Source organism: Reichenbachiella faecimaris, from assembly GCF_900176375.1.
Lineage (GTDB): Bacteria > Bacteroidota > Bacteroidia > Cytophagales > Cyclobacteriaceae > Reichenbachiella > Reichenbachiella faecimaris.
Genome location: NZ_FWYF01000001.1, coordinates 410,348 through 436,661 on the forward strand (window position 1 = coordinate 410,348; position 26,314 = coordinate 436,661).

The following is a 26,314-nucleotide window of genomic DNA, read 5'->3' on the forward strand; positions in this document are numbered from 1 at the left end:
TGTCCGATTTATTCGGACAATCTTAAGTTCACCCGAACAAGTCGGGTGATGACGTATTAATTAATATACAGTCCATCCAACAAATCAATATACCCTTTAATCCCAGCCTCAATTTCATCAATCCCAATATACTCATCTGCCGTATGCGAACGGGCAGAATCACCAGGCCCTATCTTAATCGTATCAAACGGCATCAGTGCCTGATCCGACAAAGTAGGCGAACCATACTTCTTCATTCCTAAAACTTCCCCACGCTTCACAATAGGATGATCTTGTGATAAGCCAGACGAGTTCAGTCGAATCGATCTTGGTGTCACTGATGCATCCATCAAATCATCAATGATTTGAACGGTTTCCGCATTGGTATACGCATCCGTCGTTCGTACATCCACTACAAACTTGCAGCTGTCTGGGACAACATTGTGTTGGGTACCGGCATTTATCAGGGTCACCGTTTTTTTAATAGGCCCGAGGTAAGCAGATTCCTTCTCAAATTGAAAATTATTTAATTTTTCTATCTCTTTCAGTGCTTTGTAAATGGCATTCTCCCCTTCCTCTCTGGCGGCGTGTCCACTGACTCCCTTGGCTTCACAGTCCAGGACAACCAAGCCCTTCTCAGCCACAGCCATGTCCATCAGGGTTGGTTCCCCTACAATCCCTAAGTCAATTCTTCCTAGTTCAGAAAGAATAGATGCCACACCATTGGCTCCTGAAATCTCTTCTTCTGCAGTAGCAGCCATAACCAAGTTGTAAGGCAAATCCTCTTGATCTTGATAATGCAAAAAAGCCTGAATCAAACAAACCAAAGGCCCACCAGCATCATTACTGCCCAAGCCATACAGCTTCCCTTCCATCACTTGTGACTTGAAAGGATCAAGCGTATAAGAAGAGGCAGGCTTTACTGTATCTATATGTGAGTTGAAAAGAATAGTCGGCTTGTTCTGATCCCAATGCTTTGATTTGAGCCAGAGATTATTTCCTGAGCGCTTAGGTGACAGACCTTTTTCCTTGAAAAAGGATGCCACAAAATTTGCCACTTCATCTTCTTCTTTGCTAAAGGATTGAATCTCTATCATTCCCGAAAGCAGGTCAATAGCTTCCTGTGTTTTTGGGTCGTATGTTATGCTTATTTTCGACATATCACAGTCCCAGGGTAGTCTTCAGCTTGTACTTTATCAATCGCGTCAAAATGACAAATTTTCACCTGACCAACACCTGCATCAATCGCGTGAAAAGCATTATCAATTTTTGGGATCATCCCATCATTGATAGTGCCATTCTTTTTCAATCCATCATAGTCTTTTTTTACAATCAATGGAATGACTGTTTTGCTCTCAAAATCACTTAATACGCCAGGCTGTTCGAAGCAGTAGACCAAGTCTACTTCATGCGTCTCAGACATCCCTGTAGCCAAGGCTGCAGCAATCGTATCTGCATTGGTGTTGAGCAGTTGTCCTTTGTTGTCGTGCGTCAATGCACATACCACAGGTGTAATATTTAGATTGATTAATGAATTCAATATTTCATCGTTAACTTTCTCAATATCACCAACATAACCGTAGTCAATTACTACATTCATTCGTTTATGGGATTTGATCAAGTTTAGGTCTGCACCAGACATTCCCAATGCTTGAATATCAAGTCCTTGTAGTTTAGCAACCATCTTTTTATTTAACCCTGAAAAGATCATCGTCACCACATCAATCGCGTCTTGATCTGTGATTCGACGACCTTCAATCATCTTGGGTTCTATCCCTAGTTTTCGTTGCCATTCGGAGGCGATATTCCCTCCTCCATGTACAAGAATTTTCTTCCCTTCTATTTTTGCGAATTTCTTCAAGAAGCCATCCAAAGAAGCTTCTTCATTGATGACCTTTCCTCCTATTTTTACAACTGTAAGTTTTTCCATTATCCAATTAATTTTCGCAATACCAGATTCGCTGAAGTCACTCTATGAGCAGCCTGCTGCATCACGATTGAATTTTCGCTGTCAATTACCTCGTCAGTAACGATCACGTTTCTTCGTACTGGTAAGCAATGCATAAATTTGGCATTGTTGGTCAGGTTCATTTTTACTTTATCAATCATCCATTTCTTGTCTTGCGACAAGATCTGTCCGTACTCCTCATAAGAAGACCAGTTTTTGGCATAGATGAAGTCTGCACCTTCAAAGGCTTTCTTCTGATCATATTCTAACCTAGCACCTTGCATAAACTCTGGTGCCAACTCATAGCCTTCTGGATGCGTCACTACAAAATCATAATCCATTTGACCAGCCCACTGCAAAAACGAATTGGCCACAGCCTGTGGCAAAGCTTTGGGATGTGGCGCCCATGAAAGCACCACCTTAGGTTTTTTCACTTGGGCAAATTCCTTAATCGTAATCATATCAGCCAATGACTGCAAAGGATGCAAGGTGGCGGACTCCATATTGATCACAGGGATGGAACAGTGCTTCACAAATTGATTGAATACCTTCTCAGTATAGTCTTCTTCCTTATTGCTCAGGGACGCAAAAGAACGTACACCAATAGCATCAAAGTAACTACTTAATACGCCAGCTGCTTCTTTGATATGCTCACTGGTATAGCCATTCATCACTGTGCCATCTTCAAACTCCAACTGCCAACCTTCCTGATTCAGATTAAAAATGAAAGACTGAATACCCAAGTTGAAAGATGCCTTTTGCATGCTCAGGCGGGTTCTCAGACTGGGATTGAAAAACAGTAAGCAGATAGACTTGCCAGTGTATACTTTCGGGCCGTAAGTCTCTATTTCTTTTTTAAGTGCCAACGCTTCATCTACCCACCCTTGGGGATTATCCACATCGTTTATGGAGCAAAAATTCATGATAATATTTCTTTTAAAGCTTTCACAAATGTGTCTGCCTCTTGTTTTCCAATTCCCATTGGGGGTAATAATCTTAATACATTCGGGCTGGTGGCTGCACCTGTAAATATTTTATATTCAGTCAATAATCGACCTCTTATCTCTTTCACTGGCTCATCAAATTCCAACCCAAGAAGCAATCCTTTGCCACGCACTTCTTTGATCGCAGTGACATCAGCCAGCTGAGATTGGATGTAATTCCCCATATCAGCTGCATTATGGATCAGACCCTCTTCTTTCATCACGTCTAATACAGCCAAAGCCGCCGCACACGCTAGATGATTGCCACCAAATGTGGTGCCCAGCTGTCCATAACTGGCTTCAAACCTGGGGGCGATCAGAACACCTCCAATAGGAAAGCCATTGCCCATGCCCTTGGCAACAGTGACCAAATCAGGCTTGATGCCTGCATATTGAAAGGCAAAGAACTTTCCTGAGCGACCATAGCCTGATTGGATTTCATCCAGAATGAGCATGGTTCCAGTCTTTTTACAGATTTGCTCTAATGCAATTAAGAACTCATTGGTAGGCTTATATATCCCTCCTATGCCTTGAATGCCTTCAATAATGACTGCTGCATATTCTTTACTTTTCAGTGCTTTACTTACTGCCTCCAGATTGTTTAATTCAAATAAATCAATATGATCCGTGGGGTTGACAGGGGCTTGAATTTTGGCGTTATCAGTGACCGCAACAGCCAAAGAAGTACGGCCATGAAATCCATTTTTGAAGCCTAATACCTTCTTTCTGCCTGTTTCGAATGAAGCCAGTTTCAAGGCATTTTCATTCGCTTCAGCACCAGAGTTGCACAAAAATAGATTGTAGTTAGTCAAACCTGATAATTCTCCTAACTCTAAGGCTAATTCTTCCTGAATTGGGATTTTTATTGAGTTAGAATAAAACCCAATTTGCTGCACCTGTTTGGTGATGTTTGATACATACTTTGGATGCGAGTGCCCAATGGAAATCACTGCATGTCCGCCATACATATCTAAATATTTGGTGCCTTTATCATCCCATACATAGGCGCCTAGCGCTTTTACTATGTTGATGTCAAAAACAGGATATACCTTATAATTTTCCATATCTATTTCTCCGAGATAATGTCTGAAATTTTGTCGTAAGACTTCATCAACCCTTTGATCAATGCCGAACTCATGCCTTCATGTTCCATTTCATTCAATCCAGAAATGGTGCATCCACGTGGCGTGGTCACCTTATCAATTTCTTCTTCTGGATGGCTATCAGAGTTGAGCAATAGGCTTGCCGCTCCCATACAAGCCTGTGTAGCCATATTCTTAGCTTCCGGAGCGTCAAACCCCAGCTGAATAGCACCTTGTGTAGTTGCCCGGATCAATCGCATCCAAAAGGCAATGCCACTGGCACAAATGACAGTAGCGGCTTGCATCATATTTTCTTCTATCACCAATGACTGACCCAGTGCATCAAAAATCTGCTGTGCGATCTTCATTTGCTCCTTGCCCTGCTCGTTGGCACTTAGACAAGTCATGGACTGTCCTACGGAAATAGCTGTATTGGGCATACTTCTGATCACTGCTATGTCCTTTTTGATCACCTCTTCTATGTCAGCAATGGCACGGCCAGTGACTGTAGAAATCAATACATGACGACCTTCCAAGAGCACACCTTTGATTTCATTGAGTACACTATTGATCTGCCCAGGTTGAACGCAAAGAATGATAATATCTGACTGCTGCACAGCCTCAATGTTGCTTGAAGTTACCTTCACTTTGTTGCTATCAAATTTCTCAGCAAGTCCTGTAACGTTCCTTTTGGTGAGTGTCAGCTGGTCTACATGAAATCCCGTCTGCTCGGCTATGCCTTGAGCAATAGAGAATCCCAAGTTTCCTACGCCTATGAGTGCTATTTTCATAATTCTTTATTCAAGATTTTAAATTCAAGGTTCAAGATTAAAAGCTGCTGCTTTTTAGTCTCAGTCCTTCCTTTTGATCCAATCCAAACATCAGATTCATATTTTGAACAGCCTGCCCAGAAGCTCCTTTGATTAGATTATCAATCACGGAAGTCACTAATACGGTATCTCCATGCTTTTCTACATGAACCAGACATTTGTTGGTATTCAAAACCTGTTTCATATCTGGTGCCTCGTCCAACACATGTACAAAAGCAGCCTCCTTGTAAAAGTCTCTGTACCAACTCACCACCTCTTCTTCGCTTGCTTTTACTGTCGTATACAAGCTGGCAAATATCCCTTTAGGGAAATTGCCTCGCACAGGCAAAAATTTGATGTCATGAGCAAAGTCGTTCTGCAACTGCTTAACAGACTGATTGATCTCTCCTAAATGTTGATGACTAAATGCTTTGTAGATCGAGACATTATTGTTTCTCCAGCTGAAGTGCGTCGTGCGACTAGGGTTTTGACCTGCTCCCGTGGAGCCAGTAACCGCATTGACATGCACATCTTCAGTCAGTACTCCTTTTGCCGCCAAAGGCAAGACAGCCAACTGTATGGCTGTGGCAAAACAACCAGGGTTGGCTAAGTGCTTGGCTGATTTAATAGCTTCCAAATTTAGTTCTGGCAATCCATAAATGAAGTCATTATCTACAGCCTCCAAACGGAAATCATTACTCAAATCAATGATTTTTACATTTTCTGGCACTTGATAAGTATCCAAAAACTCCTGGGTCTTACCATGCCCTGAACAAATAAAAATCACATCCACATTTAGATCTAAATCTGTGGCAAATGTGCCTTCCATATCTCCAATCAAATCTTGATGAACTTCGTGAAATGGCTTTCCCGCGTTGCTAGAGCTTTGCACACAACTAATCTCCACCTGTGGGTGATTGGCCAGAATTCTCAACAATTCACCAGCCGTATAGCCAGCTCCTCCTACTACACCTACCTTGATCATGAGTTGATGGAATTATAGATTTTAGATTGGTTAGCCAGAATCTTGGTAAAGCCCTTAACATCTTCTCCAGACCAGCCATTGTTCATTTCTCCATACTGTCCAAACTCTGACTTCATCAAGTCTTTATCAGACGTAATACCTACTACTTCAAAACGATAAGGAGCCAATTTTACAGTAACTGTACCCGTCACATTCTTTTGGGTGCTTTCTAAAAATACCTCAATATCTCGCATGACAGGATCCAGGAATTGGCCTTCGTGCAGTAGCATCCCATACCAATTGGCTAACTGCTCTTTCCAGTGCTGTTGCCACTTGGTCAATACATGTTTTTCTAAAGTGTGGTGTGATTTCAGAATGATCACAGGCGCAGCGGCCTCAAAACCTACTCGTCCTTTGATTCCAATAATGGTGTCACCTACGTGTACATCACGCCCAATTCCATATTTGGAAGCCCAATCATTCAGTTTAAAAATTGCATCAACTGAATCCAATTTATTTCCATTCAGCCCGACCAATTCACCCTTTTCAAATTGAAGTTCTACTACTTCACTGCCTTCCTTTTCTACTTGGCTGGGAAATGCACTTTCTGGCAAACCTAAATGAGAAGTCAAAGTCTCATCTCCACCTACTGAAGTTCCCCAAAGGCCTTTATTGATCGAGTATTTGGCTTTCTCCCACGAAATATTTACCCCCTTGGTGGCCAGATAATCAATTTCTTCTTGACGAGACAATTTATTGTCACGGATGGGTGTGATAATTTCTATATCCGGGCATATAATCTGAAAGATCAAATCAAAACGCACTTGATCATTGCCTGCACCTGTACTTCCGTGGGCAATATAATCTGCGCCCACTGACTTGGCGTACTTCGCAATGGCTAGAGCTTGAAATGCTCTTTCTGCGCTTACAGACAATGGATACGTGTTGTTTTTCAACACATTACCATAAATTAAGTATTTCAAACATTTTTCGTAGAAACTGGAAGTCTCTTCTAAGCATTTGTGAGAATCCACGCCATAGGACATAGCTCTTTTCTCAGTTTCTTCAAGTTCTTTCTTGGAGAATCCACCAGTGTTTACTATCACTGTGTGAACATCCAGTCCTTTATCCTTGAGATAGAACGCACAATAGGTAGTGTCCAAACCTCCACTAAATGCCAGTACTACTTTCTTATCACTCATTACTTTTTATTCAATTTTCTTTTGTTTTTAAAATTGGTCAGGCGTTGAAAACGCTTTGCAATTGACCCTTTTTGCTTTTCAGGTTCTTTCACCTGAGATTTTTCATCGAAAAGCATACCTGTACATAGGCAGTTGGCTCGATTGTTTCGTTCCAAAATGTCATGATTGGGGCAACTTTTGCAGCCATTCCAAAAGGCATCATCTGTAGTCAACTCTGAGAACGTCACTGGACGATAACCCAACTCATAGTTGATTTTCAGTACTGCTAAACTGGTGGTAATACCAAATAGCTTAGTCCCAGGGAATTTCTCTCTAGAGAGTTCTAGAATTTTCTTTTTGATTGTTTTAGCCAGTCCTATATTTCGAAATTTTTCACTGACTACCAATCCCGAATTGGCCACATACTGCTTGTCTTGCCAGGTTTCTATATAACAAAAACCTGCCAGCTCACCAGCATAAGAAGCGATTACAGCCTGACCAGATTCGATTTTCTTTCGAATGTAATCAGGTTCTCTTTTTGCGATACCAGTTCCACGTGCCTTAGCAGCAGACTCTATCAGATCACAAATTTCCTGAGCATATTTGATATGCTCTATGGTTGCGTATTGCACATCCACGTTCATAACCAATGAACTTTAATGGTTTAAATAATATATTTTGAAATAATGTTGGAATTCAGGTTACCGCATAGGCAACCCAGTATTAGCAGACCCCTACGGGCCTGTTGTTCCTCCTAGGTGCAGGAGTAGCAGTGATGAAAGCGATATGTACTTGCGTATTGTTCATCTTAGTTTTACAAAGAAAGCCAAAGGATTTATTAACACGCAATCTTTTGTTTTGATTTTTAATAAATCATGAAATATTTAGAGATCATCTAAAATATCGACTGAATATTGAACGATTTGCAATGAGTTAGCTACACTATCTGCTGCTGAAGTATGTTCTTCTCTACTTCAGTAGAGAAATATGCTGAGAAGATTTCCAATTTACTGAGCTGGTTCTTTAAAAATTCCTGATGACTTTCAGACTCAGGGTTGAACGGCCTATGTGCTAAAGCTGCCTTAATTTTACTCCACTCTTTTAAGATCTTTCTGATCTGATCTGAAAAATAAGTCAACTGGAATTTATTCCAAATATAATCTTCTGCCATCTCACTGGGATGAATCATATCGGTCTTGTAAAAACGATAATCTCTAAGATCATCCATCATCATTTCATAAGCAGGAAAATAATCCACCTGATCCTCTTCTTGAGACCACTCATGACAAAGTACTCGAAGTAGCGATTTACTTAGTTGATTTTCAGCAATTCCGTCCTTGATGTGTCGTACTGGACTTACAGTAAAAACAAAGTGAATGGAAGGGTTGATCTCATTCAGTTTAGTCTTCAGTTTGCTGAAACCTACCTTCATTTCTTCTAATGTCAGTAAGCGTTTTATAAAATTTTTCTGAGGTATTTTATGACAATTGGCGACCACTTCACCACTCTCTTTCCATTCGTACACATAGGCTGTACCTAATGTAACAAACACCACCTTTGCTTCAGACAAATACGTTGAGAGCTCCTTTATTTTCAGCTTCAGTACTGTTTCAAGTGTTTTTTTATCTCTTCCTGTAAATTGAGAATGAAAGTCCAAATGAAACCACTGTCGTCCTATTTCAATAAATTTATGTTCATCCAATGACTCCTGACCCAACAATTTGAATATTGAAATTGGATTATAAACCGTTCCTAATGGATTGACCAATGAAGGAAACTTATTCTCTTGCAATCTCAATCCTATGTTTTCCGAAAAGCATGATCCTATCGTCAAGAGTTTGCTATCAAAACCAATCTGTGGTTGAGAAGGTTTCGGATGAAGTTCTGTTCGGAAATTATTCGCATTATGGATAATCATGCATCAAAGATAGGCTATAATGCATTTCAATTTGCAGAACACAAAAAGCCCCTAGAATTAGGGACAGTTCTTCAAATGTTCTTCATGAAAAAACCAGAAACACTCCTGAGAGTATTTCTGGTTTAAAAACACCTACTGACTCATTAGAATTAGTGGTTCCTGTAAGTCAGTTTATTTTTTAATCAATCGATAAGTAGTGATCTCATCCCCAATCCCAAGTCTAAAAAGGTACAATCCTTTAGGTAGCTGGTCTGAATCCCATGTCACTTTGTGACTGCCTAAGCCAAATGATTCATTGTTTACCAAATCTACCACCTTCGCCCCTATTTGATTGTACACGGACAAAATCACCTTACCTTCCTGTCTAAGAGTAAAAGAGAGATTGACTTCATCATTAAACGGATTTGGATAGCATACTAAAGCGTCCATTTCTTCCTTGAAAATGGTCTCGTCCAAACTTTCAGGCTGATTTAAACTTCTGGCACTCGTAGCGCCCAAAGCATCCAAATATGTCCTGTGATTGTTTGAATACTCGAAATTGTTGTACTCATCCCAATTGATAGACCAAGTCATCAGGCCTCTGAAGTTTGGATAGCCTGAAGGATTAACCAAGGTATAATTTCCACCATAGGGAATGCCTTTCACCAAATAATCCAATGCTTGATGCACAGTGGCTGGCGTGGTATATCCACCACCAGCGGCCTGAGGCGAAGCAGGAAGTCCTATTGCCACTTGATCCTGCCGCAATGCTGGGAATCCTGTCGCATGACCAGGCACTGGAAATCCTTGTAAAAGCATTTCAGCCATAGCCACCTGAAAATCAGCAGTGCCTTGTTGATAGCATGGACTATTTTGTCCTAAGCCCAACATACATCCAGTATTGTAGTGCTGGACATGTATGTAATTCAGACGATCCTTGAAGGCATAAATCACAGGTAAATATGCGCCCGCTCCTCCACCATAATTATTGAGTCCACCCTGTACGTAGAGCGTTTCAGGTGCAGCAGTAAGAATCAACCCAGCTCCAAAATGGCTAAGAATCGTTTGCGTACCATTGATGAAATTAACAATTTTAGGGCTCGTTGGATTACGGAAATCAGTATCCCCTGCATTAAGTGAGAGGGAGCTGCCTTCTAAATCTATATCTAGTCCATCAAAGCCATATTCTGTTATGATATTGATCATAGAACTGCTATAAGCTTGTGCATCAGCTGCATCATCTAAATGTATGGCACCATTGGCTCCTCCTAATGATATCAGTACTTTCTTACCCTGGCTCTGTAGTGCTGCCACATCGTTTTTAAATTCCTGTACTGTAGGGTATATAGAATGGTCTGGTGTAAAGACCATAGTGGAACCCAATTGTGTTGACGGCTCGGCGAAAGATATATTAATTACATCCCACTTATCAGATATTTCACTAAGCCTCATGCCACCTGCTCCATTGATGAAATTATGCCAATAACCTACCAAAACACGGTCAGGTAAGTCTCCAGTTGGAGGAGTAACTGTACCAACTGTAATGTTCACTTGGGCTGATTCCGCAGAAGCGTTTTCATTGTCAGTCGCCTTGACCATCAACTGATGATTGCCATCAGTAGACGTCCATGAGAAGCTATATGGCGAGGATAAATCTTCTCCTATTTTTGACCCATTTACATAGAATTCAACCGTTGCAATAGAACCATCTGTATCGGACGCAGTTGCTTGAATATTCACAACAGCGCCAGAATTAAAATTAGTACCAGCAGTAGGTGAAGAAATTGAAACCTCTGGGCTCTCATTTTCGGAAGGATTGGTTCCGCAATCACCCAAGTCATTCCAAGCATCTTGCCAATGTGCTCCTACGCCTGGTTCATAAGCCCAGGCACTACCATTGCACCATCCACTAAACGGATAGTCCTTGCACTGGTATTTTTTACCACCATTTTGCACTTCGCTCCCAGCTGCATAACCACCATCTTCTTGATATTGAGGTGAATCACATTCTCCACCACCATCTACAGTGACTGTAATGCTGATCGCGTCTGATGTAGTTGTGGCATTTTCATTATCCGTTGCCACAGCAGTCAAGGCAAAACTTCCTTCCGTACTCGTCCAGTCAATGCTATAAGGTGCAGATGTGTCCTCACCAATTTTTGCTCCAGCCAAGAAAAATTCAACTTTTGACACTGTTCCGTCTGCATCACTAGCATCAGCAGTGATAGACACTAAATCTCCTTCTACATAGCTCGAACCATCTGTTGGGGCTGTAATGCTCACTACTGGAGGAACATTGCTTCCAGTTGCACTTACTGAGATGCTAACTGGCAAAGAAGTAGTGCTGGCACCTTGATCGTCTGTAGCTGCTGTAGTCAGTGAGTAATTGCCAGCCAAAAAGGATTGTGAGAACTCATAAGGAGCTGCATTATCATCTCCCACTTTGCTACCATCAACAAAAAATTCTACCAAAACAATCGATCCATCTGAATCTGTAGCGCTTGCTTCTATTGCAATGGACCCTTCACTGAAGGAAGCATTATTAGCTGGGCTTGTAATGGATACTGATGGCGATTGATTTTGTGGGTCACCACATGGCCCTATTTCCAACCAATGTGCATACTGACCATTGTTTGTCGAAGGGTTATTTCCTTGTGTCCAATAATTGGCCTGATAAAGCGTACCATTGTGAGATACTTGATCTCCTCCATGATATACTGTAGTAGGATCCCAAGCAGCCACTGAACAAGAACTTGGTGTAGTCGCATTCACAGACACCTGATCAGACGCAGTCAGTGCATCATTATCAGTTGCAGTTACCACTATAGAATATGATCCATCCGCAGCAGGTGTCCAACTGGCTGTATAGTTCGAACCGTTCAATGTGCCTGCATAATCTTGTCCATTCACTGTAAAAACAATACTTGCAATAGTTCCATCACTATCTGAAGCCGTGGCTGTCAATGTAAGGGCTGTACCCGTAGTCAACTCAGCGCCCGACAAAGGATTCGTCATACTCACTTGTGGAGCCATGCCAACTGTACTATCAGAAACACTTACCATTACAGCCAAGGAGGTTCCTGTTGCCCCTTCATTGTCCGTTGCCTTTGCAGTTAGAGAGTAATCTCCTAATGTGGCATTAGTCCACAAATAGCTATAAGGGGAAGAATTGTCCTCTCCCAATTTATTCCCATTCGCATAAAATTCTACTTTGGTGACTGTGCCATCTGCATCAGCAGCATCAGCATTCAATGAAATTGATTCACCAATTTGATAAGAAGCACCATTTTGTGGGTTGGTTAGGGAGGCAGTAGGTGGTTGATTTAGGGGGTTGCTTCCATCTGCGAAAACTTCGTTTATGGTATTAATTAACTCTGAGCTTACATTAGACCAACGTTTCAGTTTGGTTCCAAAAGATTGCACTGTTCCGCTGATTTCCAAATCCCCATAAACCGTCCATACGATCGTTCCAGCTAAACTATTGTCAACTACATACTGAGCTTTTAGGCCAATAGATTGTTCATTATCATAGCTCAAGAAAAAGTTATCCTTGGTCAAATAAGGAACCTTGGCTTGATCATCCCAGTGCTCTATCCATCCGCTACTTGCCCCCAGAGCCTGTTGTTTGATGTAGTAATAATTAGGAGTGCCATCATATACCTCTCGTGGCCAATTGGTAAAATCAGCACAAGTCGTAATCGGCCCGTCTGGTTGTACCGTTTCATTGCGCTTGACAGTAGCTACATTCAAATCTGCAGCACCGTTTGTAATTACACCTCTCCCATAAAAAGCAGACCCCATATTTATCTTAGCTGCAGGAACGCCTATTCCGATCAAGCCCGTAAGTGTGCTGTGCCAGTTGAATTCTGGCGCCTCAGCTCCATCATAGGGATAAAGTGGTGAATTGTGTCCAGCAATGTTGGACCAGCCCCCATTATAATCATACGACATGATATTGAAATAGTCCATGGTCTGAGATAAAGCTGGCCAATCAAATCCTTGCAATTTTTGAACAGAAGCAGCAAAGGCAGCCGTAATTAGTTTGTCTGCTCCAATGGCTTCTCTGATTTCTTGAACCAGCAGGGTATAATTGGCATAATCTGCATTTGAACCTGTGAAGTTCATACCCGCATAAGGCCCTGGGTACTCCCAGTCAAGATCAATGCCGTCAAAACCCATATTGATCAACTTTTGGCAATCAGCCACAAAAGCGGCCCGCTTTATAGGGTCAGCAGCCATTTCAGGGAAATGTTTACACATACTCCATCCGCCAATAGAAGCCATTACTTTGACCCCATTTTGATGAGCCATCTCCAAAAGACCAGGTGCTCCTCCTTCTGTAGGTAAAGGCAGAGGAAGTGAACCTGAAAGTCCCCATGCAGGATGACTCCAAGAGTTGCCGCCTACTTCTACGACATAGCCATAAGACTCGGCTCTTGTTTTCACCTCTTCATTGATGTACTGAACTGCATCTAGCTGACCAAATAGGATATGGAAATCCCAGCTACTATAAATGTCTGTAAATAGCAATTCACTAGGAGCCTGGACTTGGCCTTCTTGGTAGATGTTTTTATTTCTATGATCTCCACTATGTAATGACCCATCTTGGGCCACACCAAAAAAAGAATAGTTTAAAATGGTGTACTTGGAATAATCAATATTCATGTGTGTAAGAGCGCCTGCAGACGGCAAGCCAGCATTAGCGGCTTTCCATGCATCCCAGTTGGTGATGTACCCAATGATTTGCTTGGTATGATCTGATGTCGTTGCATTTCCTCCAGTGTTGACTTGAGCCTGAGCTGGATAAATAAACAAAAACTGCAATAATAAGTAAAAGGATAGTAGGTGCAGTCTGCGATAGACACACCACTTCCTGCTCATAATCTGATATGAGTGTTTCATAGTTAGTTAGTTTGGATATACAATTAATTTAAACTCGGTATGCGCTTACCATTTTAGAAGCTAAGTATTCCCTTATTGTTTCTGGAATTATTTAGCTCAATGGGATTCGGTTGTAGCGGAACTGCTAAAAAAACCGAAAAAGTCTTGCAAAATGGTTTTTATCTAGTGTTTTACCCTATTGAGCACTTATCAGATACTACTTGGAGTTAAAACAGGATCATAGTGATTGGATATTTGGTCTAAAATCGAATTCTTATCTCATTCGCATTTAGCCGTGTTAGGGCACAAAAAAAGCGACACTATTTCTAGTGTCGCTTTTCGATATTTTAAGTTTGATATCGCTTACTCAGCTACTACATTGATGCTTACATCGTGCTGAACTTCTTTGTGTAAGTCCAAAGAAACTTTGTATTCTCCAACATTTTTCACTTGCGTATCAAAACTGATTTTCTTTCTGTCGATCTCAAAACCTTTAGCTGCTAAAGCATCAGAAACTTGCAATGCAGTAATTGCACCAAAAATTTTGCCGCTTTCTCCAGCTTTAGTTCTGATCTCCAGTACTACGTCACCAATTGATTTAGCCAAATCTTCCGCATCTTGTCTAAGCTTCTCAGCTTTGTGAGCTGCTTGTCTGATGTTTTCAGCGATCATTTTTCTATTAGAAACGCTTGCTATAATGGCAAATCCTTGAGGGATCAAATAGTTTCTTCCGTACCCTGGCTTTACGTCTACTGTATCGTTCTTATAACCAAGGCCTTTGATATCTTCTTTCAATATAATTTCCATGTCCTTGTCTTATTTAAGTGAATCAGTAACATAAGGCAACAACGCAAGGTGTCTCGCTCTTTTTACAGCTTGAGAAACTTTACCCTGAAATTTCTGGCTAGTACCAGTCAATCTTCTTGGTAAAATTTTACCTTGTTCGTTTACGAATTTCAAAAGGAAGTTGGCGTCTTTATAATCGATATACTTGATACCATTCTTCTTGAACCTACAGTATTTCTTCTTCTGGTCGGCTCTATTTATTGGCTCGTTTACTAGTGTCATGATTTTGCCTCCTCTTTCTTTTTGTTAAATGCACCGCTCTTTCTTTTCACATTGTAAGCCAATGCGTGCTTGTCCAATGCAGTAGTTAAGAATCTCAAGATCTTTTCGTCTCTTCTGTACTCAGTTTCAAGCGCATCCACAATAGTTTCTTCTGCTTCAAACTCGAACAATTGATAAAATCCTGTTTTTTTGTGCTGAATCGGATAAGCTAATTTCTTAAGGCCCCAGTTTTCTTCATTGATGATTTTCGCACCATTGTCTACTAGTACCTTCTTAAACTTTCCGACAGCATCCTTCATCTGATCATCAGACAAAACGGGAGTTAAAATGAATACCGTCTCGTAATTTTTCATTATGAAATATTTAGTTTAAAAATTTTGAAGTGCAAAAGTAGAGAAAAGAGTCGAAAGTGAAAAGTTTAAGAGTAAAAAGACTCTAATCTTTAGACTTTCCTCTTTTAAACTTTCAACTCAATCATAAGTCCCACTTCTCATTCAAATGACTGAAGGCGTGATGGCCCGTCAAGTCAAACTGACAAGGAACAATAGAGATGTAGTTATTGGCAATCGCCCATTCATCATTGTCTTCTCCTTTGTCATGATTCACAAAATTTCCTATCATCCAATAATAGTCTCTGCCATGTGGATCTTTCCTTTTATCAAATTCTTCTTCCCATCTGGCATTGGCCTGACGAGCTATCTTGACGCCTTTTATATCTTCATTCTGTTTTGGTGGAATGTTTACATTAAGAGCTATGCCTTCAGGCAATCCGTTTTTAAGTGCTTGACTGGCAATTTTCAACACATATTCGTCAACATGAGAAAAATCTGCATGCCAGCTAAAATCACATAATGAGAATCCAATGGCTGGAGTACCTTCAATAGCGCCTTCTATAGCCGCGGACATGGTGCCTGAATATAACACGCTGATACTGGTATTGGAGCCGTGGTTGATTCCACTTACCACTAAATCTACTTTTCTCCCTTTCAGCACTTCGTGCTTCGCCAACTTGATACAATCAGCTGGAGTTCCAGAACATTTATATGCCTGAATACCTCCAAAAATATCAGTTCTGGAGAGCCTCAATGTATCTCCTACTGTAATGGCATGTCCCATTCCTGACTGTGGCCCATCGGGCGCAACTACCACGACCTCTCCAATCTGAGACATGAGTTCAACAAGTTTTCTGATCCCTGAGGATGTGACCCCATCGTCATTGGAAATTAATATGAGTGGCTTGGACATAAATACTATAGTTTTTTTTAACAAAGTAAACGAAAAAAAAGACCCAACTTTCATTGGGTCCCATTCATTTCTCAAAGCTTATTAAAAATTAACCACCCTTGATGACATAGCCATCTGCGATTAATCTAAACTCATTAAATATTTTTGATGTCGCTACTTTAATATTTTTCCTTGCGTCTCTATTATCTTTTGAAAAAACTCCTGAGGCATATCCTTGCCACACGGTTTGTTTCTTTTTCCTGTCAAAAAAAACAACCAACAATGTGCCATCATTCATTTCATAGTTACTCACATTGTATTCTTCCCCTTCTACAGGTTCATCCCTAAAAAATTCATCAAGTTCTTCATTATCATCCGAATCTGAAACAATGTCATTATTTACCCAACTCTCAAAATGAGGCTGATTATACCCACGGAGAGAAAAATTATCATAAAATATTTTATACATCACCAGTAAATCGGGTTTCTTCACATCCTTAAAATAACCTTGTGCTCCCATTCGCGAAGCAATAGTCTTTTCAAGGATTTCTCGATGAAACAACGTATCATTTTCTGGGCTAGACATAAAGCTATAAGTTCTGTACTTCTTGAATTTGCCACCATAACTATAGTCTGAATCAGTGATGAAATCCTTCTGGGAAAGGCAACCACTTAACGCCACTACAGTGGCAAGAAATAAGTAATTCCTGATTGATATTAAACATGTTCTTGTCATCGGCTTTTTTAATTTACAATTGAAGCATCAATACAATTATGATAATGATTGAACAATACAAGTTAAATAAAAATTATCTATTCAAGATACTATCATATAGCAGAATTAATAAATTCCATTTTTAGTAAATACATAGTTCTCTTATATAAATTTGGGCTTTTAAAAACCTTATCACTATGTCTAGAATTTTAATTATTGGTGCTGGAGGAGTAGGACGAGTAGTTGCCTACAAGTGCGCACAAAATTCTTCTGCGTTTTCTGATATCTGGATGGCCAGTAGAACAAAGTCCAAGTGTGATCAAATCGCTCAAGATGTTGAAAAGGACTTAAAAGTAAAAATAAGTACTGCTCAAGTAGATGCTGACAATGTACCTGAATTAGTGGCACTCATTAAAACCATCAAGCCTAAGCTCATTATCAACGTGGCTTTACCCTATCAGGACTTAACCATTATGGACGCTTGCCTTGAAACTGGTGTTCATTACCTTGACACTGCCAATTATGAGCCCAAGGACGAGGCAAAATTCGAATACAAATGGCAATGGGCTTATCAAGACAAATTTAAAAATGCTGGACTTACAGCAGTCTTAGGCTGTGGGTTTGATCCAGGCGTAACAAGTATCTATACTGCTTATGCCGCCAAGCATTACTTTGATGAAATTCAATACCTAGATATAGTTGACTGCAATGGAGGAGATCATGGCAAGGCCTTTGCCACTAATTTTAATCCAGAGATCAATATTCGTGAAATTACCCAGAAGGGTCGCTACTGGGAAAATGGAGATTGGGTAGAAACCGAACCATTTGAGATCAAGCAAGAATTGAACTACCCTAACATTGGCATTAGAGACTCTTATGTGTTATATCATGAGGAACTTGAGTCACTTACCAAAAACTTTCCGAGTTTGAAGCGCGCAAGGTTCTGGATGACCTTTGGCCAAGAGTATTTGACACATTTGAGGGTCATTCAAAACATAGGCATGGCATCTATAGTGCCTATAAAATATAAAGGAGTAGATATTGTTCCATTACAATTCTTAAAAGAAACATTACCTGATCCAGGAAGTCTGGGTGACAACTATGAGGGAGAGACTTCAATAGGTTGTAGAATAAGAGGATTGAAGGATGGTAAGGAAGAAACATACTATGTATATAACAACTGCAAGCATCAAGATGCCTTCAATGAAACAGGTGCACAAGGCGTATCATATACCACAGGTGTACCTGCTATGATTGGCGCCATGATGGTACTAACAGGTGAATGGTCTGGTGCAGGTGTGTTTAACGTTGAAGAATTTAACCCAGATCCATTTATGGACAAGTTGAATACTGAAGGTTTACCCTGGCATGAACAGCATGATGTTGATTTGGAGGTCAAATAAATGAAGAGCACAATACCTTCACCTTGTTTCATACTAGATGAGAAAAAGCTAGAAAACAACCTTAGCCTGATCAAAAATGTAGCTGATCAGGCTGGGGTTGAAATCATATTAGCATTCAAGGGATTTGCTATGTGGAGTGCGTTTCCCATTGTCAGACGATTCATCAATGGTGCAACTGCCAGTTCTGTACACGAAATGATGCTGTGCAATGAATATATGGAAACAAAATCCCATACGTATGCTGTCGCCTATAAAAACACTGAAATAGAGACCATACTCAAAGGCTCAAGTCATATCACTTTCAACTCACTCAGCCAACTGGATCGTTTTGGGTCTATGGCAAAGAACTTAGGAGTATCAATTGGATTGAGAGTCAATCCTGAATACTCTGATGTTGAAACTGATCTGTACAATCCATCCTCTCCCACTTCCAGGTTGGGTGTAAAGTCCGAGAACATCAAAGTTGATCTTCCTGAATATGTTGAAGGCTTGCATTTTCACGTGCTTTGTGAATCTAATTCCTTTGCACTGGAAAAAACATTGGCATCATTTGAAAATAAGTTCGGTCATTTGCTCCCACATATAAAATGGTTGAACCTGGGAGGTGGCCATTTGATGACAAGAAAGGGTTACGACACTGATCACCTAATCAAAATATTGAAGGATTTCAAGGCTAAACACAACTTGCATTTAATTCTTGAACCTGGGAGTGCATTTGCCTGGGAAACAGGTATACTAAAAACTACCGTAATAGATATTGTTGAAAATGGAGGTGTCAAAACTGCAATAATTGACGGCTCGTTTACTTGCCACATGCCTGACTGCCTAGAAATGCCCTATAGACCTAAGTTGGCCAACGGATATTCAGACTCAGAAAAAGGAGCTTTCAAATACCGATTGGGTGGTGTAAGCTGTTTGGCTGGAGATTTCCTTGAAGCCTATTCTTTTGATCAACCACTGAGTATTGGTGATGAAATAGAGTTTTTAGATATGATTCACTATACTATGGTTAAAACCAGCACTTTTAATGGTGTCCAACACCCTGCTATAGGTATTCAAAGAAAAGATGGGTCATTTGATTTGATTAGAGCTTTTGACTATTCAGATTATAAGCAGCGCTTATCTTAATTAGTGCCGGATTACGATTTTTCTTGTACTGGTAGACTCTCCTATTCTTATTTTAATGAAATAAACACCATTCATTAAAGCTGAAACAGAAAATTCTCTAGCGTTTCCTGACATCAGGACTTTGCCTGATAAATCCATGAGTTCATATTGATCAAAACTTCCCTGGATGGTCAGCATATCATTTACGGGATTAGGAAACAATTTCAACTCCTCATTGAAATCCCTAACATCAGACACTACAAAATCAGAATCTTCGAATATGGCTCGTACCATTACCATTCCTTCAACTTTGAGGTTAGGCTCCCATTCGTCCTCTATATTGACAAAGATCTTCTGCTTACCCAGGAGGCTATTATTATCTAACCCAATGCCGATATACTCACTTGTAAATTGCTGAAGGCTGATATAAAATCCCCCTGAAAGAATTATTGGCAGATCAAATGTGAAACGATTGAACTCATTGAGTTGAGCACTACCAGGTATAACAAATTCTTGTGACCTGACGACCGAATTAGGCGACCCAGACAAATCTTTTAGTACACTCAAGACAATTTCCTTTCCTGTAGGCGAGACAGGGTCATCAGCAGATTTTGAGAATTGCGGGAAGTAAATATCTACAGCTGTCAAGGTGTCTTCGCTCGGAATGTTGAAGTATATACCTAGCTGTGATTCATATTTATTTAGTCCTGCTGCATATTCGGCACTTCCATCATCATAGGCTAAAGTATGATGGACTTCATGATAGGTCCTAACTGTATCATTTAGCCTGTAATTGTAACTGTCATCAACAAAATAAACTGATCCACTATTGGTCTCTTCTGACACGAAATATTCGTCTTTGGTATCAAATATCATTTCCAATTCAAGAAATAAGGAATCAGTTGGCGCAGTCATTAAATCAGCTGACGAAATAATTTGGTCTTCGTCTGAAATAAATGTACCTCTCGCAAACGACCCTAATGCAATATCTCCTGATGACGGATCTTGATAGTCGAGCACCTGATTCAACAATGTATCGCGAAGTGTCGCCTCCACAAAAACAAGGTGAACCACGTTTTTAAAAGTAGATAATTCTACTTCTATTGGCTTATATATGGTATCTGGGAAGTTGAACAATACATCATAAGGAATCCTAGTGTATTCGCTAAAAATGGAGGTGGGCGTACTAGCGATTGCTCCATCCCTTATGGATTCATTGTCTTTATACCTATCAATATTCAAATAAACATAGTCTATATGCCAGGCATCATAAGGCCCCAGACTATTGCCAGTGGCTTTAAAGCGAAACTGAAAACCAGCATGGAAGTATTCCTCTGTTAGCTGTATAGGTTCTTTCATGAACACATCATGAAGGTTTTCTTCTACTCCAGACTTATTAAATACTTCATTCCAAACTTCGTCCCTATCCAAAAATTCTACAATCAAAGCATCTCTCTGCTCCGGCACCTCTGCCAGCCCCCCCATTTGCCAATAAAAAGAGAAAAATACAGAATCCCATTTGTCAACTGGAATCCCAGATAAATCAATATGTCTTGATGTCAAAACATCAACGAGTTCACTATTGACGCCACTGGGGTTATGCGGATTGCCAAAAATATCAGCACCATCAAATGATGCCACATTTAGGGTTGGTGAAGACTTGCCCTGCGTTCCGTTTATCAGCACACCAGTATTTGATTCCCAAAGTATGCTGTCTGGCGTAATTGAGGAGAACGAAAAATCGTCCCAGAAAGGTAGCAGGATCGTATCACCCGTAGCCTTTACCCGAGCATTGCTTGGCAATGATGGACTTCTTGGCATACGATTGATGTTTCTCACCTGCAATTGCGCATAGCTGCTCTGTACAATAAGGACAAACCCTAAGATCAAACCAAAACGACAGACATTCAAATGCATATTGTAATCAACGAATAATCAAACTATTATTTTATATCAATCAGAAGTCAAATCTAGTGTAGGTACTTCTTCCACAGCTGTAGAATCCACTTCTACAATCCAAAGGTCTATTTCCTGACCAATTTTCACTGTGTTTTTGGCATTAGGTGAGTGTTTAAACACTCTACCAGGCCGAGCCTCTATTCTTTCTATCAAGACTTCACCATCCGTGCCATCTTTCTCTTTGACAATTTTGCCTTCCTCTTCATAGAAAACATCCCCTAGTTTCAAGCCATAACCTCTCATGACAAATACAGCTTCATCTAAAACCATGTCTGTAAGATTCAGCATTTGAAAGGTCTGATTGCCCAACCCATCTCCTACTTCAAAATCTATCTTAGAACCTTTAGGTATTTCGTCTCCTACTTTTATCTTCTTTCCATTATAATATTGGCCAAGAATGGTATTCAAGGCAAAATCAGGCCTGTATCTTATTTCTCCTAGCAAGAGCCCCAAACTTCTCAATTCTAACTGAGCATTTTTCAAGGAACGCTGTATCAGAGAAGGCATTTTCACTACAGGTGGTTGCGAAGCATTCAGTGTGATATAGATTTTTCTACCCTCTTTTACCTTGGCATTGGCTAAAGGAAATTGTTTAAGCACAGCCAATGGAGGAAACTTGGGTGAATAGCCTGAATCTGGTTCGACTTCAAACCTTAAATCTCTCTCTTCCAGAAATTCATCCAAATCCTCCAAGAGAATCCCTTCCAAATTTGGTACAGTCATACTTTCACCATGATTAGTTGTAAAAGGCAAATAGACATAAAACACAAATAATAGAATAACCACTGAAGCTATTCCAGCTAGCCCAATATGAATCAACAAGTCCTTCTTTGAAGGTTCGGATTTACTCATTTCTTTCTTTCTGTAGGTGACGCGGCAAATTACATGGAATCATTGAAAAAATTAAATAAATAGGCTTGATAAAAAGTCAAATAGAATAATGTTCACTTAAAACTCTTCTTATATACATTTGCCACCAATATGGAGAATAAAATCAAAGTAGGCATCTTGTTTGGTGGCAAATCTGCTGAACATGAAATATCGCTAAGATCTGCAAAAAACGTGATAGAGGCTCTTGACAAAGACAAATACGAGCCCGTACTTATAGGAATTGATAAAAACGGGCAATGGCTTTATAATGAGCGTACAGCCCTGATTCTCCATTCAGATGACATTGAAAGAATTAGTCTAAATCGTGAGAGTGATAGTGTGGCACTTATCCCTCAGAGTGAAGGTCATTTGTCTGGCACTACGCAAAAAATAGATGTAGTCTTTCCTATTCTTCATGGCCCTATGGGTGAAGACGGCACCATCCAGGGACTGCTCAAACTAGCGAACATTCCATTTGTGGGCGCAGGAGTACTTGGCTCTGCTGTAGGTATGGACAAGGACATTATGAAACGCCTCTTGCGAGACGCTAGAATCCCAATCGGAAAATATCTAACCATTCGTTCGCATCAGGAACGACCAAGTTTTAAAGCTGTAACCGAGCAACTTGGCCTGCCCTGCTTTGTAAAACCTGCTAATCTTGGTTCGTCTGTAGGAATTAATCGGGTAGATACTGAAGAACAATATCAACATGCCCTAGACGAAGCTTTTTCTTTTGATCACAAAATTATCATTGAAGAATTTATAGAAGGTCGTGAAATAGAATGTGCTATTCTGGGAAATGAAAATCCTAAGGCCTCAATTCCTGGGGAAATCTCCTTTACTCATAGCTTTTACTCTTATGAAGCTAAATATCTGGACGATCAGGGCTATAAAATAGACATCCCGGCAAACATTACGGATCAGCAAATTTCGGATGTACAACGCCTGGCGATCGAGACCTTTCAAGTATTAGAATGTGAAGGTTTTGCACGGGTGGATGTTTTCCTCACGAAAAATGGCAGCCTTTTGGTCAATGAGATCAATACCATCCCTGGCTTTACGCAAATCAGCATGTATCCTAAATTATGGGAAGCATCTGGTATTGCCTACACAGATTTAATTGATCAATTGTTGCAATTGGCAATTGCCAGATTCGAAAAAGAGAAGCAAATCAAAAATTCAGTCTAAGCTACTGCTGGATCAATATTTTATCTGACAGGTTGGTGTTGTTTCCCAGCACTTGAAGCAAGTACATTCCATTGGGCACAGTTTGTATCTGATTAAGGCGATAGACCTGATTGAGCGTATTTGGAAATATCTGTTCTGCGATCACATCACCATCAAGACTTACTATTCTGAGCAAAATTTCTTCTTTAATATTAAAATTAAATTTGACTTCAACGTATTCATTGGCAGGATTGGGAAAGCTTTTCATACTCTCTTCAATCACAATGGGCACTTCTGAAGATTCATAGAATTCAATATTATCTAAATAAAGATTGTTTCCATTTTGATTGGTCACAACAAATGCCACCCGCACCTCTGAGGCACCTACAAAATCATCCAGGTTGACAAATTCCTTTCTCCAATCTGTAACCGTATCTGGCAACCAAGCTGTTTCACTCTGAGACACTGCCAACTCAGAACCCTTTTTACTATAAATTTCAAAAGGGTACGTATTTCCACAATTGGTAGAAACAAGTACGTTTAATTCGTCATTACGGCCAACCTTGTTCGCATAAGAAAGATCAAAAGTCATGGAAGCCTCTCTCGTATTAGAAAAGTCAAGTACAGGGCTAACCAGCCAATTTTTTATGCCTAATTCTACAATATCATACCCATTAAAAGTAGCCGCATAGTCTTTCTCAACCCCTTCTCCAAACGTGGTGATAATCCAGTCAGAGGCTACATCCGTTCGAACGATACTCCAATCAGAAGACTCAAAACTGCTACTGAATTTTTCACGAATGGGAATGACAGCCGCATCATTGTCAATTACAAAATAATTAGTTTCACTATTATTAGAAATATCTTCATCCTCCATTCCGTTTGGCTCATTCACGCTTATCAAAATTTGTTGATATCCTTCTTCTGTCTCAAATGGCTCCAGCTCAATACGCTCTGTTTTTCCTGATTCAAGCACCACATCTGTTACGGGCATACTGATGACATCACCCTCTAGGGTATACGCAATGCTAAAGTTCGTAATTACCTCTTTTCCATAATTTTTTACAGTTAGGGCCAATGATGTTTCTTGCGCACAGCTAACAATTGGCAAAGATTCAACGCTATAAATACCAATATCAAAATCATGTGAGGCTGTTGAAAAGATTTCTACGTCATCCAAATAGATATTATTCCCTCCTCCATTATTCCCAATGAAAGCTATCACCACTTCTGCTCCCAAAAATTCATTAAGGTCTTCTTCATACTCTCCCCAATCGCTAGGCCCTTGTGGAACAAATAAAGAACTTGTAGAGGCAGTGGTAGACAATTCAGCTCCAATTCTCCTAAACAAAACCTGATCTTCTGGAAATGAAGCACCACAATCTGTAGATACGACTACTGTGAGTGCATCACTGTAGTTATTAGGAAAGCCTGAATAAGCATATTTGAATTTAATATCTGCAGTCGACAAATCTGACAGATCAAATACTGGACTAATTAAGTAATCTAGTTCACCAAATTTTTCATTGGACGAGCCATGGTAATTCAGAATTGCGGCCTCATTCTCTACTGTTAGTTTTGGGGCTGACCCAAATTCCCAAGCAGATAAATTGTTACCACTATTTCTTATTTGCCAAAAGGAATTTCCTGCTCCCAGTACGTCCTCAAAACTTTCGACAAAGGGTATAGTAGCATGCTCAGGAAAATAGATACTGATCCATTTACAATCGTTATCCACATTCTGATCTACAGTGCCATTTACCTGATTCACCTTGAACGAAAAATTTTCTGTGTCAGCTGATACGGTATTGGATGAAAAATCAACAAACATGGCTTGCAATGGTGTTAGCGTTTCAATTATCGTCACAGTCTCTGCAATTTGATCATCTATCAGTAAGTCAATACTGAACTCAGTAATATCATTCGTTCCATAATTGCGCACCTCAATTTCTGGTTCAAGAACCAATTCGCAATTGCCGAAATGAGGTGATTCAATAGTCCTTATACCCAAATCATTGGCCACTAAACTGGGTTCAATGGCCCCATTACTCACCAGCAACTCCTTTCTTCTGGGACTATTTTCCATCACGATTCGCATTCTATCCTTTTGACATTCAGTGAACAAATTCATACATTCATCAGCTGTATAGTCCAAGTAATTCTGATACATATCCATTCCTTCATGCTCAGTGCAAGTATCAGTGTCCACTAAGTCCTCACAAGTTTTGTTGAAGGAAGAACTTCCAGCTTGCATTGGAGTATCATCACAAAAATCATCAACCGAGCATCCACCATCTCCCCATATATGCCGTAGTCCCAACCAGTGCCCCACTTCATGAGTCATGGTTCGTCCTTTAGAAAAGTCGTCTGTATTATATCCCGTTCCAAAATATTTGTAATCCATAAATACCCCATCAATCATACGATTGAGATTGGGATCATCATCCATGCCTGGCTCATTGGAAACTGGGAATTTAGCAAATCCCAGTAGATCCCCACTGCCATCTATCAAATCTGCTACCCAAATATTGAAGTATGCTTCAGCTGGCCAATAACTATTAGCCGCCAGTTCTTCGCCCTCGTGTATGGTAAATTCAGATTGATTCCCCACCACACGAACAATACCATCAGAAGGTAATCCTTCTGGATCCCTTTTGGCAAGTACAAACTCAATTTCTACATCAGCTGCTACGTCCAAAAAATCATCTGGTGTTTCAGATTGATCTGCATTTGTCCTTCTAAAATCTTCATTAAGTGTAGTAATTTGAGACAGTATTTGCTCTGTAGGTATATTCCCAACATCTCCCAAATTCTCTCCATTATGCACAACATGTACAACAACAGGAATTTGATATACAGTTGCTCTTGTCTGACTAGTAGATTTTAATTGAGAAAGTTTTTGATTCTTTTTGGTTTTCAACCAATTCTCAAATTGAGTCTTTGATTCTTCATTAGAAATACCACTTGAAGAACTATTAAAAACCATGGATCCACATCTTTCTTGTCCGAAAGACACATATCCAAAAACCAGAAAAAAGAGACAGTATATAAATTTCAAAACAAGTCGTCTCCCATCA

The 26,314-nt window shown here is 40.1% G+C and carries 21 protein-coding genes; 3 read left to right on the top strand and 18 right to left on the bottom strand.

Annotation, left to right across the window (positions count from 1 at the left end; all coding sequences use genetic code 11):
- Positions 1-56: 56 nt before the first annotated feature.
- The 15 genes from B9A58_RS01665 to B9A58_RS01735 all read right to left on the bottom strand — a co-directional run bounded on the left by B9A58_RS01665 (position 57) and on the right by B9A58_RS01735 (position 16,752).
- Positions 57-1,139 carry a M20 family metallo-hydrolase gene (locus tag B9A58_RS01665; RefSeq protein WP_084370689.1) on the bottom strand — a complete coding sequence of 361 codons (1,083 nt, stop codon included), beginning with the start codon at positions 1,137-1,139 and terminating at the stop codon, positions 57-59.
- Positions 1,127-1,909: an acetylglutamate kinase gene (argB, locus tag B9A58_RS01670; protein WP_084370690.1), complete on the bottom strand. Its 783-nt coding sequence runs from the start codon at positions 1,907-1,909 to the stop codon at positions 1,127-1,129. The genes B9A58_RS01665 and argB overlap by 13 nt, the downstream gene beginning before the upstream one ends.
- Complete coding sequence (locus B9A58_RS01675; RefSeq protein WP_084370691.1) at positions 1,909-2,850, bottom strand: N-acetylornithine carbamoyltransferase; 942 nt, start codon at positions 2,848-2,850, stop codon at positions 1,909-1,911. Before B9A58_RS01675 ends, argB begins: the two co-directional genes overlap by 1 nt.
- Positions 2,847-3,974, bottom strand: coding sequence for an aspartate aminotransferase family protein (locus tag B9A58_RS01680; RefSeq protein ID WP_084370692.1), 1,128 nt, complete (start codon positions 3,972-3,974; stop codon positions 2,847-2,849). The genes B9A58_RS01675 and B9A58_RS01680 overlap by 4 nt, the downstream gene beginning before the upstream one ends.
- A gap of 2 nt (positions 3,975-3,976) precedes the next feature.
- The gene (proC, locus tag B9A58_RS01685) at positions 3,977-4,783 is read right to left on the bottom strand and encodes a pyrroline-5-carboxylate reductase (RefSeq protein ID WP_084370693.1); all 807 of its coding nucleotides are present in this window, start codon (positions 4,781-4,783) and stop codon (positions 3,977-3,979) included.
- A 37-nt stretch (positions 4,784-4,820) separates the two neighbouring features.
- Positions 4,821-5,786: an N-acetyl-gamma-glutamyl-phosphate reductase gene (gene argC, locus B9A58_RS01690; protein WP_084370694.1), complete on the bottom strand. Its 966-nt coding sequence runs from the start codon at positions 5,784-5,786 to the stop codon at positions 4,821-4,823.
- Entirely contained in the window at positions 5,783-6,967 is a 1,185-nt protein-coding gene (gene argG / locus B9A58_RS01695; protein ID WP_084370695.1) for an argininosuccinate synthase, read from the bottom strand. Before argG ends, argC begins: the two co-directional genes overlap by 4 nt.
- Positions 6,967-7,590 (bottom strand): GNAT family N-acetyltransferase, encoded by a 624-nt coding sequence (locus B9A58_RS01700; protein ID WP_084370696.1) that lies wholly within the window; start codon positions 7,588-7,590, stop codon positions 6,967-6,969. Before B9A58_RS01700 ends, argG begins: the two co-directional genes overlap by 1 nt.
- Before the next feature lie 293 nt (positions 7,591-7,883).
- Positions 7,884-8,864, bottom strand: coding sequence for a GSCFA domain-containing protein (locus tag B9A58_RS01705; RefSeq protein ID WP_084370697.1), 981 nt, complete (start codon positions 8,862-8,864; stop codon positions 7,884-7,886).
- A gap of 171 nt (positions 8,865-9,035) precedes the next feature.
- Entirely contained in the window at positions 9,036-13,745 is a 4,710-nt protein-coding gene (locus B9A58_RS01710) for an Ig-like domain-containing protein (protein WP_084370698.1), read from the bottom strand.
- A gap of 342 nt (positions 13,746-14,087) precedes the next feature.
- A complete protein-coding gene (rplI, locus tag B9A58_RS01715) occupies positions 14,088-14,531 on the bottom strand; it encodes a 50S ribosomal protein L9 (RefSeq protein ID WP_084370699.1) in 444 nt (147 codons plus the stop codon).
- A 9-nt stretch (positions 14,532-14,540) separates the two neighbouring features.
- Positions 14,541-14,792, bottom strand: a complete 252-nt coding sequence (gene rpsR / locus B9A58_RS01720; protein WP_084370700.1) for a 30S ribosomal protein S18 — start codon at positions 14,790-14,792, stop codon at positions 14,541-14,543.
- Positions 14,789-15,145 (bottom strand): 30S ribosomal protein S6, encoded by a 357-nt coding sequence (rpsF, locus tag B9A58_RS01725; RefSeq protein WP_084370701.1) that lies wholly within the window; start codon positions 15,143-15,145, stop codon positions 14,789-14,791. The genes rpsR and rpsF overlap by 4 nt, the downstream gene beginning before the upstream one ends.
- A gap of 121 nt (positions 15,146-15,266) precedes the next feature.
- The gene (surE, locus tag B9A58_RS01730; protein WP_084371937.1) at positions 15,267-16,037 is read right to left on the bottom strand and encodes a 5'/3'-nucleotidase SurE; all 771 of its coding nucleotides are present in this window, start codon (positions 16,035-16,037) and stop codon (positions 15,267-15,269) included.
- An 88-nt stretch (positions 16,038-16,125) separates the two neighbouring features.
- On the bottom strand, positions 16,126-16,752 hold the full coding sequence (locus B9A58_RS01735; protein WP_084370702.1) for a DUF4136 domain-containing protein: 627 nt from the start codon (positions 16,750-16,752) through the stop codon (positions 16,126-16,128).
- Between the two features lie 176 nt (positions 16,753-16,928).
- Here B9A58_RS01735 and B9A58_RS01740 point away from each other — a divergent pair, with 176 nt between their 5' ends.
- Together B9A58_RS01740 and nspC are read left to right on the top strand one after the other, a co-directional pair.
- On the top strand, positions 16,929-18,134 hold the full coding sequence (locus tag B9A58_RS01740; protein WP_084370703.1) for a saccharopine dehydrogenase family protein: 1,206 nt from the start codon (positions 16,929-16,931) through the stop codon (positions 18,132-18,134).
- The gene (gene nspC / locus B9A58_RS01745) at positions 18,135-19,262 is read left to right on the top strand and encodes a carboxynorspermidine decarboxylase (protein ID WP_084370704.1); all 1,128 of its coding nucleotides are present in this window, start codon (positions 18,135-18,137) and stop codon (positions 19,260-19,262) included. It begins immediately after the preceding gene.
- On the opposite strand, the gene B9A58_RS01750 is transcribed toward nspC, so the two are convergent.
- Positions 19,263-21,158 (bottom strand): T9SS type A sorting domain-containing protein, encoded by a 1,896-nt coding sequence (locus B9A58_RS01750; protein WP_084370705.1) that lies wholly within the window; start codon positions 21,156-21,158, stop codon positions 19,263-19,265.
- Positions 21,159-21,194: 36 nt separating this feature from the next.
- A complete protein-coding gene (locus B9A58_RS01755; RefSeq protein WP_084370706.1) occupies positions 21,195-22,052 on the bottom strand; it encodes a PASTA domain-containing protein in 858 nt (285 codons plus the stop codon).
- A 129-nt stretch (positions 22,053-22,181) separates the two neighbouring features.
- Between B9A58_RS01755 and ddlA the strand changes: the two genes are divergently transcribed.
- Complete coding sequence (ddlA, locus tag B9A58_RS01760) at positions 22,182-23,258, top strand: D-alanine--D-alanine ligase (protein WP_084370707.1); 1,077 nt, start codon at positions 22,182-22,184, stop codon at positions 23,256-23,258.
- 1 nt (position 23,259) lies between these two features.
- Here the strand turns inward: ddlA and B9A58_RS01765 are convergent, their stop codons facing one another.
- The gene (locus tag B9A58_RS01765; protein ID WP_176214645.1) at positions 23,260-26,295 is read right to left on the bottom strand and encodes a T9SS-dependent choice-of-anchor J family protein; all 3,036 of its coding nucleotides are present in this window, start codon (positions 26,293-26,295) and stop codon (positions 23,260-23,262) included.
- Between the last annotated feature and the right edge of the window lie 19 nt (positions 26,296-26,314).

Coding starts and splice junctions, on each gene's coding strand:
- B9A58_RS01665 (WP_084370689.1), bottom strand. CDS start 1,139: ATGTCGAAAATAAGCATAACATACGACCCAAAAACACAGGAAGCTATT.
- argB (WP_084370690.1), bottom strand. CDS start 1,909: ATGGAAAAACTTACAGTTGTAAAAATAGGAGGAAAGGTCATCAATGAA.
- B9A58_RS01675 (WP_084370691.1), bottom strand. CDS start 2,850: ATGAATTTTTGCTCCATAAACGATGTGGATAATCCCCAAGGGTGGGTA.
- B9A58_RS01680 (WP_084370692.1), bottom strand. CDS start 3,974: ATGGAAAATTATAAGGTATATCCTGTTTTTGACATCAACATAGTAAAA.
- proC (WP_084370693.1), bottom strand. CDS start 4,783: ATGAAAATAGCACTCATAGGCGTAGGAAACTTGGGATTCTCTATTGCT.
- argC (WP_084370694.1), bottom strand. CDS start 5,786: ATGATCAAGGTAGGTGTAGTAGGAGGAGCTGGCTATACGGCTGGTGAA.
- argG (WP_084370695.1), bottom strand. CDS start 6,967: ATGAGTGATAAGAAAGTAGTACTGGCATTTAGTGGAGGTTTGGACACT.
- B9A58_RS01700 (WP_084370696.1), bottom strand. CDS start 7,590: ATGAACGTGGATGTGCAATACGCAACCATAGAGCATATCAAATATGCT.
- B9A58_RS01705 (WP_084370697.1), bottom strand. CDS start 8,864: ATGATTATCCATAATGCGAATAATTTCCGAACAGAACTTCATCCGAAA.
- B9A58_RS01710 (WP_084370698.1), bottom strand. CDS start 13,745: ATGAAACACTCATATCAGATTATGAGCAGGAAGTGGTGTGTCTATCGC.
- rplI (WP_084370699.1), bottom strand. CDS start 14,531: ATGGAAATTATATTGAAAGAAGATATCAAAGGCCTTGGTTATAAGAAC.
- rpsR (WP_084370700.1), bottom strand. CDS start 14,792: ATGACACTAGTAAACGAGCCAATAAATAGAGCCGACCAGAAGAAGAAA.
- rpsF (WP_084370701.1), bottom strand. CDS start 15,145: ATGAAAAATTACGAGACGGTATTCATTTTAACTCCCGTTTTGTCTGAT.
- surE (WP_084371937.1), bottom strand. CDS start 16,037: ATGTCCAAGCCACTCATATTAATTTCCAATGACGATGGGGTCACATCC.
- B9A58_RS01735 (WP_084370702.1), bottom strand. CDS start 16,752: ATGACAAGAACATGTTTAATATCAATCAGGAATTACTTATTTCTTGCC.
- B9A58_RS01740 (WP_084370703.1), top strand. CDS start 16,929: ATGTCTAGAATTTTAATTATTGGTGCTGGAGGAGTAGGACGAGTAGTT.
- nspC (WP_084370704.1), top strand. CDS start 18,135: ATGAAGAGCACAATACCTTCACCTTGTTTCATACTAGATGAGAAAAAG.
- B9A58_RS01750 (WP_084370705.1), bottom strand. CDS start 21,158: ATGCATTTGAATGTCTGTCGTTTTGGTTTGATCTTAGGGTTTGTCCTT.
- B9A58_RS01755 (WP_084370706.1), bottom strand. CDS start 22,052: ATGAGTAAATCCGAACCTTCAAAGAAGGACTTGTTGATTCATATTGGG.
- ddlA (WP_084370707.1), top strand. CDS start 22,182: ATGGAGAATAAAATCAAAGTAGGCATCTTGTTTGGTGGCAAATCTGCT.